14 protein-coding genes are annotated in these 10,124 nt (G+C 68.5%); 6 read left to right on the forward strand and 8 right to left on the reverse strand.

Annotated elements, in window-relative coordinates; genetic code table 11:
* Window positions 1–8 precede the first annotated feature (8 nt).
* Window positions 9–1,190, forward strand: a complete 1,182-nt coding sequence (locus QSK35_RS03290; RefSeq protein WP_285742059.1) for a D-arabinono-1,4-lactone oxidase — start codon at window positions 9–11, stop codon at window positions 1,188–1,190.
* On the opposite strand, the gene QSK35_RS03295 is transcribed toward QSK35_RS03290, so the two are convergent.
* Window positions 1,165–2,184 carry a Gfo/Idh/MocA family oxidoreductase gene (locus QSK35_RS03295; protein ID WP_285742060.1) on the reverse strand — a complete coding sequence of 340 codons (1,020 nt, stop codon included), beginning with the start codon at window positions 2,182–2,184 and terminating at the stop codon, window positions 1,165–1,167. The two genes, QSK35_RS03290 and QSK35_RS03295, sit on opposite strands and share 26 nt — an antisense overlap.
* Before the next feature lie 129 nt (window positions 2,185–2,313).
* Between QSK35_RS03295 and QSK35_RS03300 the strand changes: the two genes are divergently transcribed.
* Both QSK35_RS03300 and QSK35_RS03305 read left to right on the forward strand, forming a co-directional pair.
* Window positions 2,314–2,529, forward strand: coding sequence for an MbtH family protein (locus QSK35_RS03300; protein WP_285742062.1), 216 nt, complete (start codon window positions 2,314–2,316; stop codon window positions 2,527–2,529).
* An 81-nt stretch (window positions 2,530–2,610) separates the two neighbouring features.
* Entirely contained in the window at window positions 2,611–3,423 is an 813-nt protein-coding gene (locus tag QSK35_RS03305; protein WP_285742064.1) for a class I SAM-dependent methyltransferase, read from the forward strand.
* Here the strand turns inward: QSK35_RS03305 and QSK35_RS03310 are convergent.
* Window positions 3,420–4,454 (reverse strand): aldo/keto reductase, encoded by a 1,035-nt coding sequence (locus QSK35_RS03310; RefSeq protein WP_285742472.1) that lies wholly within the window; start codon window positions 4,452–4,454, stop codon window positions 3,420–3,422. The two genes, QSK35_RS03305 and QSK35_RS03310, sit on opposite strands and share 4 nt — an antisense overlap.
* A 95-nt stretch (window positions 4,455–4,549) precedes the next feature.
* Between QSK35_RS03310 and QSK35_RS03315 the strand changes: the two genes are divergently transcribed.
* Window positions 4,550–5,440 carry an SMP-30/gluconolactonase/LRE family protein gene (locus QSK35_RS03315; protein WP_285742066.1) on the forward strand — a complete coding sequence of 297 codons (891 nt, stop codon included), beginning with the start codon at window positions 4,550–4,552 and terminating at the stop codon, window positions 5,438–5,440.
* Here QSK35_RS03315 and QSK35_RS03320 read toward each other — a convergent pair.
* The gene (locus QSK35_RS03320) at window positions 5,437–5,868 is read right to left on the reverse strand and encodes an SRPBCC family protein (RefSeq protein ID WP_285742067.1); all 432 of its coding nucleotides are present in this window, start codon (window positions 5,866–5,868) and stop codon (window positions 5,437–5,439) included. The genes QSK35_RS03315 and QSK35_RS03320 overlap by 4 nt on opposite strands.
* On the reverse strand, window positions 5,858–6,280 hold the full coding sequence (locus QSK35_RS03325; protein ID WP_285742069.1) for an SRPBCC family protein: 423 nt from the start codon (window positions 6,278–6,280) through the stop codon (window positions 5,858–5,860). Before QSK35_RS03325 ends, QSK35_RS03320 begins: the two co-directional genes overlap by 11 nt.
* Before the next feature lie 55 nt (window positions 6,281–6,335).
* On the opposite strand from QSK35_RS03325, the gene QSK35_RS03330 reads away from it, so the two are divergent.
* On the forward strand, window positions 6,336–6,638 hold the full coding sequence (locus tag QSK35_RS03330) for an ArsR/SmtB family transcription factor (protein WP_285742071.1): 303 nt from the start codon (window positions 6,336–6,338) through the stop codon (window positions 6,636–6,638).
* Window positions 6,626–7,048, forward strand: a complete 423-nt coding sequence (locus tag QSK35_RS03335; RefSeq protein WP_285742073.1) for an SRPBCC family protein — start codon at window positions 6,626–6,628, stop codon at window positions 7,046–7,048. Before QSK35_RS03330 ends, QSK35_RS03335 begins: the two co-directional genes overlap by 13 nt.
* Here the strand turns inward: QSK35_RS03335 and QSK35_RS03340 are convergent.
* From QSK35_RS03340 to QSK35_RS03355, 4 genes are all read right to left on the reverse strand, one after another.
* On the reverse strand, window positions 7,045–7,980 hold the full coding sequence (locus tag QSK35_RS03340; protein WP_285742075.1) for an aldo/keto reductase: 936 nt from the start codon (window positions 7,978–7,980) through the stop codon (window positions 7,045–7,047). The two genes, QSK35_RS03335 and QSK35_RS03340, sit on opposite strands and share 4 nt — an antisense overlap.
* Before the next feature lie 4 nt (window positions 7,981–7,984).
* A complete protein-coding gene (locus QSK35_RS03345) occupies window positions 7,985–8,794 on the reverse strand; it encodes an alpha/beta fold hydrolase (RefSeq protein ID WP_285742076.1) in 810 nt (269 codons plus the stop codon).
* 13 nt (window positions 8,795–8,807) lie between these two features.
* Window positions 8,808–9,443 (reverse strand): helix-turn-helix transcriptional regulator, encoded by a 636-nt coding sequence (locus QSK35_RS03350; RefSeq protein WP_285742078.1) that lies wholly within the window; start codon window positions 9,441–9,443, stop codon window positions 8,808–8,810.
* A gap of 433 nt (window positions 9,444–9,876) precedes the next feature.
* A complete protein-coding gene (locus QSK35_RS03355; RefSeq protein ID WP_285742080.1) occupies window positions 9,877–10,095 on the reverse strand; it encodes an MbtH family protein in 219 nt (72 codons plus the stop codon).
* Window positions 10,096–10,124: the final 29 nt, after the last annotated feature.

The raw sequence follows: 10,124 nt of genomic DNA on the forward strand, positions 1-10,124 counted from the left end.
CTGGGCACGTGAAGACCAACTGGGCGGGCAACGTCGCGTACTCCGCGACGCGGTTCGCGTCACCCACATCGCTGTCAGAACTCCACGCTGTCGTCAACGAGTCCGCACAGGTGCACGTCGTCGGCGCGGGCCACTCGTTCAGCCGCGTCGCGGACACGCCGGGCACGCTCGCCTCCCTGGAGGCCATGCCGCGCGAGTTCAGGGTGGGCGACACGGTCCACGTGTCCGCGGGCATGCGCCTGGCCGAGCTCGCCACCCGGCTGCACGCCGCGGGCCTGGCCCTGCCGACCATGCCGTCGCTGCCGCACATCACGGTCGCCGGCGCCGTCGCCACGGCCACGCACGGTTCGGGCGACGCACATGGATCCCTGGCGTCGTCCGTGCGGTCTTTCACCCTGTTGTCCGGCCGGATCGCGGAGCCGGGCGCGGTCGTGTCGCTGGGCGCGCTGGGGGTGGTCACCTCGGTCGAACTCGAGGCCGTTCCCGCGTTCGAGGTCGAGCAGCACGTGTGGGAGACCGTGCCGTGGGAGGTGTTGCTCGGCCACCTGGACGAGATCTTCGCCAGCGCGTACAGCGTCAGCGCGTTCGTGTCGTGGCCCGCGGGCGCCCGCCTGTGGGTGAAGCGCCGCGTGTCGGACCCGCCCGCGGAGCTCGGCTGGACCGGTGCGGTGCGGGCCACGTCGCCCCGCCACCCGGTTCCCGGCCAGCCCGCGGACAGCTGCACCCAACAACTTGGTGTGCCGGGGCCGTGGCACGAACGCCTGCCGCACTTCCGGGCCGACTTCACGCCGAGCGTGGGCGACGAGCTGCAGTCCGAGTACTTCGTGCCGCGCACCCGTGCGGTGGCCGCCCTCCGGGCCCTGAGCGCGCTGGGCGAGGAGATCATGCCCCTGCTGCTCGCGTGCGAGCTGCGGACCGTGGCCGCCGACGAGGCGTGGCTGAGTCCCGCCCACGCGACGCCCAGTCTCGCGGTGCATTTCACGTGGCGGCCGGACGAACCCGCGGTGCGGGCCCTGCTCCCCCGCGTCGAGGAGGCGCTCGACCCGCGTCCGCACTGGGGCAAGCTGTTCACGTTGAACGATCTCGCGACGCGCTACGACCGTTGGGCGGACTTCACCGCGTTGCTGCGCGAGCACGACCCGGACGGCAAGTTCCGCAACGCGTTCATAGATCACCACTTTCCACGCTGACCGGCCGCCCGGTCCGCCACGACTCGGCGATCGCCTCGGAGATCGCCTGGTCATGGCACGCCTGCGCCAGCGGGTACGGCGGCGGGCCCTCCCCCGCGACCCACGCGCCCATCCGGTCGAGCAGCGTCGCGATCGCGATCTCCTCGTCGGACAGCCGCGCCGGGAAGTACGGGTTGCGCCACCGGACCTCGCCGTCGACCGACAACGTGTCCAGCGCGAAACCCTCCAGGTTGCCGCCGAGCCCGGTCTGCCGGCGGGTGATCAGGCTCCGCACCGGTGTGCGGTGGTCGGCCATTCTCGTGATCTCCTCGTCGACGATCTCGCCGTGCGTGCCGCGGACCGCGTGCCGGTGGGTGCGCAGCGGGTGCCACCACTGGCCGTCGGTGAAGTCGTAGGTGCCGGTCCGGCCGTCCCAGTCGAGGAACGCGAACGTGCGGTCGGCCTCGGCCAGCTCGGCGGACTCGGGCCAGCCCGCGCGGTCGGGGCCGCGCAGTACCTGTTCGGTGTGGCGGTGCGCGGTGACCCGCACCGGGGCGAGACCCACACCGAGCAGGTCCCGCAGCAGCGCGACGGCGTGGTAGTCGTGAGTGGACGACACGGACGCGTTCACGGGCGTGCCGATCACGCCGGCACGAACCAGCTCCGCGCGCACGAAATGCAGTGGCTGCAACGGATACTGCTCGGCGACCTGCACCAGACCCCCGGCGCACAACGGACGCATCGACGTCAGCGCCGGGGTTTCGGACAGCACCGGCATGTCCATTGCCACCAGCGACGACACGATCTGCGGGTTGACGTCGCGCGGCACGGACGTGACCACGAACGCGGAGTCGCGCAGCTGCGACACCGACTCGAATGCGGGCACATCCCAGTTCGCGACGCGGTCTGGCGAACGGGTCACTATGCCGGTGACCGTAAAACGGGACGGCAGCACTCGGGCCAATTCCAGGTAGAACCGGGCGCGCCAGCCGGTGCCCACGATGCCGAACCTCATGTCCGCCAACTATGCCAGCGATCTCAGTAGGCCCTGGTCTCGATAGGTTTTACGCCTGGACGGCGGTATGGGCGAGAAAGGGGATTACCGAGGATCTGGAACCGCCGGAATACCGAAGGGAAGCACACCATGACGAATCCGTTCGACGACGAGGACGGCCGCTTTCTCGTGCTCATCAACGACGAGAAGCAGTACTCGCTGTGGCCTTCGTTCGCCGCCGTCCCCGAAGGCTGGACGACCGTGTTCGGCGAGGACACCAGAGCGGCCTGTCTGCAGTACGTCGAGACCAACTGGACCGACATGCGCCCGGAGAGCCTCCGGCAGAAGATGGACGCCCAACAGTGACAGCCGGGGCCATCTCGTCGCGGTGACCGCGCTACAGTGCGTTCAGAGGATTGTGAAACTTCTGAACGAGGGGGAAGCACTGTGGAGAAGGTTCACTTCACCGAGGAGAAGGCCACCATGCTGGCCACGCTCTACGGGCGCGCGCTGGACAACCGGACCACCGATCCGGTGCTGGGCGACCAGGCCGCGGACGACGCCGTGGCGCGGATCGACTACGACTTCGGCAAGCTGGGGATGAGCCCCGACCTGGCGATGGCCGTCGTGCTGCGGGCCAAGCCGATGGACGCGTGGGCGGCCGAGTTCCTGCACGCGCACCCGGACGCCGTCGTCGTGCACCTCGGGTGCGGCATGGACAGCCGCGTGTTCCGGCTCGACCCGCCGCCCACCGTGACGTGGTTCGACGTCGACTACCCCGAGGTCATCGCGTTGCGCCAGAAGATCTACCCGGTTCGGGAGGGCTACCACCAGATCGGCTCGAACGTCACCGACTTCGGCTGGCTGGACGAGGTTCCTGCGGACCGGCCGACGCTGGTGGTCGCCGAAGGGCTGACGATGTACCTGACCGAGGAGGGCGGCCACGAGCTGGTCCGCAGGCTCGTCGACCGGTTCCCGTCCGGCGAGATGATCCTCGACCTGTACAGCCGGTTGGGGGTCAGGCTGCAGAAGCTCAACCCCATCGTGCGCAAGGCCGGCGCCACCCTGCACTGGGGTGTCGACGATCCATGTGAGCTGGAGGCGCTCGGGCTGACGCTGGTCCGGGCGCTCGATGTGGCCACCGCATATCCGGATTCCGACATGCATCGCGTGTCCGCCGGAACCCGGCTGCAGATCCGCATCGCCCGGATGATCCCGGCGTTGCGGAAGATGGGCCACATCGCGCGCTACCGGTTCTAGCGGTCCTCGGCCGGCCGGCGCCTGCGTCGCACGTCGACCAGCGCCTGTGGGCGCCAGACGCCGTCCGGGTGGTAGACGTTGGTGCCCGGCGGCACGATCTCGTCGATCCGGTCGAGCGTCGTGTCGTCGAGCGCGCGGATGCCCTTGAGCGTCGCCTCCAGCTGCTCCATCGTGCGCGGCCCGATGATCACCGACGTGACGGCGGGATGCGCTGTGGTGAAAGCGATCGCGAGCTCGGGCAGCGTGCAGCCGATCTCCTCGGCCACCTCGACGAACCGCTCCACGGCGTCGAGCTTCGCGGCGTTCTCCGGCCGGGCCGGGTCGAACCGCTCGGGCCGCAGCTTCGCCCGGCCGCTCGTCAGGTCGACGTCGCCCCTGCGGTACCGGCCGGTGAGGAAGCCGAACGCGAGCGGGCTCCACACCAGCACGCCCATACCGAGGCGTTCGCACGTGGGCAGCACGTTCGCCTCGATCCCCCGTGCCAGCAACGAGTACGGCGGCTGCTCGGTACGGAACCGCTGCAGGTGCCGGTCACGTGCGACGTGGTAGGCCTCGACGATCTCCTCCGCCGGGAACGTCGAGCAGCCGAACGCGCGGATCTTGCCCTGGGTGACGAGGTCGCTCAGCACGCCGAGCGTCTCCTCGATGTCGGTCGTGTGGTCGGGCCGGTGGATCTGGTAGAGGTCGATCCAGTCGGTGTCCAGCCGCCGCAGGCTCTCCTCGACCTCGCGAATGATCCAGCGCCGCGAGTTGCCGCCGCGGTTGTGGCCCTCCCCCATCGGGAAATGGACCTTCGTCGCGAGCACGACGTCGTCGCGCCGGCCTTTGAGTGCCTTGCCGACGATCTCCTCCGACTCGCCACCCGAGTACATGTCGGCGGTGTCGACGAAGTTGATGCCCGCGTCCAGCGCGCGGTGGACGATCCGCACGCAGTCGTCGTGGTCGGGGTTGCCGATGGCGCCGAACATCATCGTGCCGAGGCAGTGGTTGCTGACTTCGATGCCGGTGCCGCCGAGCGTGCGGTAACGCATGGTCATGAGCGCCAACCGTAAGTGCTGGAGCGCGCTCCAGGTCAAGGCCTTCCGGCCTCTGTGGACTCGTCCGCCCGGCGGCGCATACTCGCCGGATGACCAAACGCAGCCTGCTGCTCGCCGCGGTCGCACTGGCCGCGGCCACCGCAGTTCCAGCCCACGCCGCCCAGCCGGACCGCGCGATCGTCCTGCCGGGGGCCAGTTCCGCCGAAGGCATCGCTTCGGGGCGCGGGTCCACTTTCTACGCGGGCGACCTGTTCCGTGGTGATATCTTCCGCGGCGACGTCCGCGCCGGCACCGCGTCGAAGTTCATCGACGTCCCGGACGGCTCACGCATGGCCGTCGGCATGGCCGTGGACCTCACGCGCCACTGGTTGTTCGTCGCGGGTGGACCGTCGTTCGGATACGTCTACGACCTCGACACCGGTGCCACGCTGGCCACCTACGCGTTCGGCGGCGGGTTCGTCAACGACGTCGCGTTGACCGACGCCGGCGCGTGGTTCACCGACTCGAACGTGGGTCAGCTCTACTTCGTCCCGTTCTCGCTCGGTCCACATCGGACACTCGCACTGAGTGGCCCGGCCGCGGATACGAGCAGTCAGTTCAACAACAACGGGATCCAAGCCACTACTGATGGCACCCGGCTGATCGTCGCGCACTCGGGTCAGGGCGCGCTGAACGTCGTCGACCCCGCCACCGGCGCCAGTTCCACCATCGCCGGCGTGAGCGTGCCGTTCGTCGACGGCATCCTGCTGGAGTCCGGCCGGCTGTGGGCCGTGCAGAACTTCATGAACCAGGTGTCGTCGGTCCGGTTGGCGCAGGATCTGTCGAGCGGATCGGTCACCGGTGTCATCACCAGCCCGTTGTTCCAGGTGCCGACCACGGTCGCGCGGGTCGGTGGCAGCCTCGCGCTGGTGAACGGGAAGTTCGACACGGGCCTGCCGCCCACGGCGTCGCAGTACGAGGTGGTGGTCGTGGACCGTTAGGACTCGAGGCAGTTCCGCAGCCGCTCCAGGTCCGCGGTGATGCTCTTGCGCACCTGACGTTTCATCAACGGGGTCGCCCAGCCGAAGAACCCGCCGGGCGACCCGCTGGCGTGGATCGCGACGAGCGTGCCGTCCGGCGCGTCGTCGAGCTCGTAGCGAACGGTCATCGGGAACGGCCGGTCGACCTTCATCTCGACGAGCCGGTCGGGTTCGTGGTCGGTGACCTCGTAGCCGTAGACGAACTCGCGCCCGAGGAACTTCGCCGTCCGCTCAACGGTGGCGCCCTTGCCGAGCGGGCCGGGCTGGGCCGGCCTGCTGTCGGTGATGCCGCCCGTCCACTTGAGATCGTTGGCGGGGTCGAACATGAAGGCCGCGACCTCGTCGCGGGGCCGGTGCACCAGCACCTCGGGCCGGACGTCAACTGCCATCGGTCGCCTCCTGCTGCTCGAAGAAGGGCTGGGCCTGGCCGGTGTTGGCGTAGCGCACCAGCCTGTCGTGAATCATCGCCCACCCCTGCGTGACGCGCCCGAGGTCCGGCTCAGGGAAGCCCTCGCCGAACCCGTAGTGGCGGAACAGGATCTTCGAGCCGTCGAGCTCCCACTCCCACGTCGAGCCGCCCCAGTACGGGAAGCCCTCGGTGCAGTGCATGCGGACGAGCTTGCCGGGCTCGGTCGTCACGTCGGCGTGCAGGTCGACCGGGGCGTGTGGGAAGCCGAATCTGGCGTGTCCCTCGGTGATGTCGCAGTCCTGGGTCCAGAACGCCCGCTGCCCCTCGGTCGTCGACAGGATCTCGAAGACTCTCCCGGCGTCCGCCTCGACCTCGTTGTACAGGGTGATCATCACTCCTCCTTATTTTAGATGCAGCTAAATTAAGATGCCGCTACAGTAGCTGTCAATGGAACCGTTGCAAGTGATCGCCGCACCGCGGCGGATGCGCATCCTCGAGCTGGTCTGGGACCGCGAGCTCGCGGCGGGTGACATCGCGGCCGAGTTCGACGTGTCCTGGTCGGCGGTGAGCCAGCACCTGACCGTGCTGAAGAAGGCCGGTTTCCTCGTGGAGCGCCGCGAGGGCACGAGCCGCTTCTACCGCGCGGACAAGGAGGCGCTCGGGCCGTTGCGCGCGGTCGTCGAGGACCACTGGCGCACCAGCCTCCTGCGCATCAAGCACCTCGCCGAGGAGGAAGAGTGCTCGAAGTGAGCATGCACATCGCGGCTTCTCCGGAGACGGTGTTCCCGTACTTCACCGACCCCGCGCGCTACTCGCAGTGGATGGGCAACGCGGCGATCCTCGACCCCGTGCCCGGCGGCGCCTACCGGGTCCGCATGCGTGACGGCGTCGAGGCGTCGGGCGAGTTCGTCGAGATCTCCCCGCCGCACCGCGTCGTGTTCACGTGGGGCTGGACGCATGACCAGGCCGTCGCGCCCGGCTCGACGCGCGTGGTCGTGACGCTGCACGAGGAGAACGGCGGCACCCGTGTCGTGTTGCGGCACCACGGGCTGCCCGACGACACGCAGATCACCATGCACCGCAAGGGGTGGGAGCTGTACCTCGACCGGCTCGGGGTTCGGGTTCTGGGCGGGGACCCCGGTCCCGACCCGAACGCCTAGGTCAGCGACCGCATGTCCTCGTCGCTCAGCTCGAACGTCAACGCGCCCGCGTTCTCCGCCGCCTGCGCCCCGTTCTTCGCCCCCGGAATAGGCAGCACGTCCCGCTGAATCAGCCACCGCAAGGCGATCTGCGACCGAGTCTTGCCGTGCTTCGATGCCAGCGCGCCCACCGCGGCGTTGACGCGTTCAAGCGAAGCCAACGCGGCAGCACCGCGGAAGGGCGCCCGGTACCGCCGCCACCCCGCGGGCCGATGCGAAGCGGAGTACTTCCCGGTGAGCGCACCGGAAGCGAGCGGCATGTAGGCGATCAGCGTGACGCCGAGCGAGCGGCACGTGTCGAGTACGCCGTCGGTCTCCGGGTTGCGGTGCAGCAGCGAGTACTGGACCTGGTTGGACGCCAGCGGAATGCCCCGCCGTCCCAAAGCCTCGTGCGCCACACGCATCTGCGCGGCTGAATAGTTGCTGACACCGACAGCCCGGACGAGGCCGGACGACACGGCGTCCGCCATCAGGTCCATCACGCGCGGGATCGACATCCAGCGCACCGGGAAGTGCACCTGGTACAGGTCGATGACAGGGCGGCGCAGCCGGGAGAGCGACGCGGCCAGGGTCGAGGGCAGGCTGGAGGCACGGGAGAAGAACGCGCCGGGGAACTTGGTCGCGATCACGACCGAAGGGTTGCCCTCGGTCAACTCGCCTAGGCGTCGCTCGGAGACGCCCTTGCCGTACATGGCGGCGGTGTCGAACAGGTTCACGCCCGCGGCGAGGCTGACGGCCAGTGCTTCGACCTGGTCGTCCAGGCTGCTGGTGGGTCCGTAGGCGTTGCGGGCCGGGTCCATCCGCGGCGCCGCCGTCATGTCGCCCCACACCATGACGCCGACTCCGAGCGGAGGCACGGCCACGTCGGTCCGGCCCAGCTTGTGCACCGGCACGTACCTATTCTGCGCTCGGACCCCAGTGCTTCTCCAGTGCCGCTACCAGCTCTGGGGCGCGTTCGTCCACGAAGAACAGGCGGCCGCCCGGGACCTCGACGACCTCGGTCGCGCCGGGGATCAGGCGGCGCAGCCAGTGCGCCCAGTCGAGGTGGAAGAAGATGTCGCCGGTCCCCCACACGAGCACGGTCGGCACGGTGCACGAGGCCAGTTGCGGCCGGATCTCGCGCAGCGACGTCGGGTTCATGGACGCCAGTAGTTGCTCCATGAACCGCGGGGCCGCCAGCACCGGGGTCAGGTAGCCGGTGATCACGTCGTCCGGGATCGACGACGGGTTTTCGTAGCCCAGCCGGTAGATCTGGCGGGCGAGCCACGGCATCCGCGTCATGAACCCGGCCAGCCGAAGCAAGCCGAGACGCGCTCCGAACACTGCCGGGCGGAAAGCCGCGGGCGGGAAGTTGCCCTCTGTGTCGCAGTTCGTCAGCGCGAACGACGTGAAGCGCGACGGGTCGCGGGTGAGTACTACCTGCGCAACGGCGCCGCCAGTGTCGTTGCCCACCAGCGCGATGTCGCGCAGGTCCAGTTCCCGGATGACACTGTCGACCGCGTCGGCCAGGCCCCAGACCGACGGGTCGCCCAGGGGTGGCGTGAGGCCGTGACCTGGCAGGTCGACGGTGATGCACCGCCGGTGCGCGAACAGCAGGCGGACGCAGTTGCGCCACAGCCTGCCGTTGGTGAAGACGCCGTGCACGAAGAGCGTGACCGGCCCGTCGCCCACGTCCTCGTAGTGAATTCCGTCCGCGGTGACCCCCATGGGGTCGAGTGTGTCACTTCACGAAGTCCGGCGAGACCTTAGGTGGCCAGCTGGCTATGCTCAGCGCACCTAGGCTGTAGGCCTTGGAGATCAGCGCCACCCGGTTGGGCGCCTTGAGCTTCTTCAACATCGTGGCCACGTGGTACTCGACGCCCTGGCGGCTCAGGAACAACCGCGACGCCAGGCGTGCCGTGGACTCGCCCGCGGCGATGCCTTCAAGGATGCGCGCGTCGAGTTCGGTCAGGATGCGGGTGCGGTCGAGGGTGTTGGCGGGTGTTTCCGCCTTCTCCGGCTGCACCACGATGAGGATCAGGGCGAGTTGTCCCGCCGAGCCGCGCACCGCGATGCCCGTGAGGTCGCCGGGGAACACCGAGCCGCGTGGGCCGATTCCCGCCAGCCTGCGGACGAAACGGCTGCGGCGGCCGTCGAGTAGCCGTTCGAACTGGCCACGCAGTGGCGCGTGCGTCGCGGGGTGCAGCAGATCGAAGAAACTGCGGCCGGTCGGATCACCGAAGCTGGCGACGAAGTCGTCGTTCGCCTCGACGACGCGCAGCCCCAGGTCGAGGCTCGCCACGCAGAGGCCGGCGTGCTCCAGCAGCGACCGGAACACGTGCTCGTCCGCCACGGCGTTGCCGTCGCGTGTGGACACGGTTTGCATAGAGACGATTCCTTTCGACTCGTCCCCGGCTCCGCAGAAAGAAATCGGCCGCCGACGATTTAATCCAAAGCCCCACCTTGCATCCGATCGTATGAAGATCACGCTTTCCCGGTCAACGACCGGCCGTAATGTTGTGGTGGACAAGACCTCAAGGTTCGGTCAGCGCACCGAAACGTCCGTCTCAAAACCTTCTACCAGGCGCTGACCTGTGCGTTCGATACCGAACCATGCGGTACCTACCGATACGATGTTGACCCAAACGAATGGCTTGACGAGGCACTTTCGTCTCCTTTGGAGATCGCCGGCAAGACAACGGACATTGCGGCTTGAGGTTCGCTTAGCATTTTTCTTTCTGGAACTCCTCAATAAATAGAACACCGCGACACCGGTCATCGGTGCCGCGGTGATCGCGAGTCCGGCGAGGTCAGCTCGCGGACTGCTCCATGGCGTCCACGAGGCTCTTGGGCCGCATGTCCGTCCAGTTCTCGTTGATGTAGTCCAGCGCCTCCTGCCTGCCGGTCTCCGCGAGCTCGACCGTCCAGCCGGCGGGCACGTCGATGAACGACGGCCACAGCGAGTACTGGCGCTCCTCGTTGATCAGCACCAGGTAGCGGCCGTCCGGGTCCTCGAACGGGTTGGTCATGAGTCCTCCTTCGTGATCACGGGTCAACC

This window comes from Lentzea sp. NBRC 105346 (genome assembly GCF_030269605.1).
GTDB lineage: Bacteria > Actinomycetota > Actinomycetes > Mycobacteriales > Pseudonocardiaceae > Lentzea.

Bases quoted from the DNA above. Each gene is read 5' to 3' on its own strand.
- QSK35_RS03355 (WP_285742080.1), bottom strand. From the start codon at position 10,095: ATGACCAACCCGTTCGAGGACCCGGACGGCCGCTACCTGGTGCTGATC.
- QSK35_RS03315 (WP_285742066.1), top strand. From the start codon at position 4,550: ATGACCAAACGCAGCCTGCTGCTCGCCGCGGTCGCACTGGCCGCGGCC.
- QSK35_RS03295 (WP_285742060.1), bottom strand. From the start codon at position 2,184: ATGAGGTTCGGCATCGTGGGCACCGGCTGGCGCGCCCGGTTCTACCTG.
- QSK35_RS03310 (WP_285742472.1), bottom strand. From the start codon at position 4,454: ATGCGTTACCGCACGCTCGGCGGCACCGGCATCGAAGTCAGCAACCAC.
- QSK35_RS03345 (WP_285742076.1), bottom strand. From the start codon at position 8,794: ATGGGGGTCACCGCGGACGGAATTCACTACGAGGACGTGGGCGACGGG.
- QSK35_RS03325 (WP_285742069.1), bottom strand. From the start codon at position 6,280: ATGATCACCCTGTACAACGAGGTCGAGGCGGACGCCGGGAGAGTCTTC.
- QSK35_RS03300 (WP_285742062.1), top strand. From the start codon at position 2,314: ATGACGAATCCGTTCGACGACGAGGACGGCCGCTTTCTCGTGCTCATC.
- QSK35_RS03330 (WP_285742071.1), top strand. From the start codon at position 6,336: ATGGAACCGTTGCAAGTGATCGCCGCACCGCGGCGGATGCGCATCCTC.
- QSK35_RS03320 (WP_285742067.1), bottom strand. From the start codon at position 5,868: ATGGCAGTTGACGTCCGGCCCGAGGTGCTGGTGCACCGGCCCCGCGAC.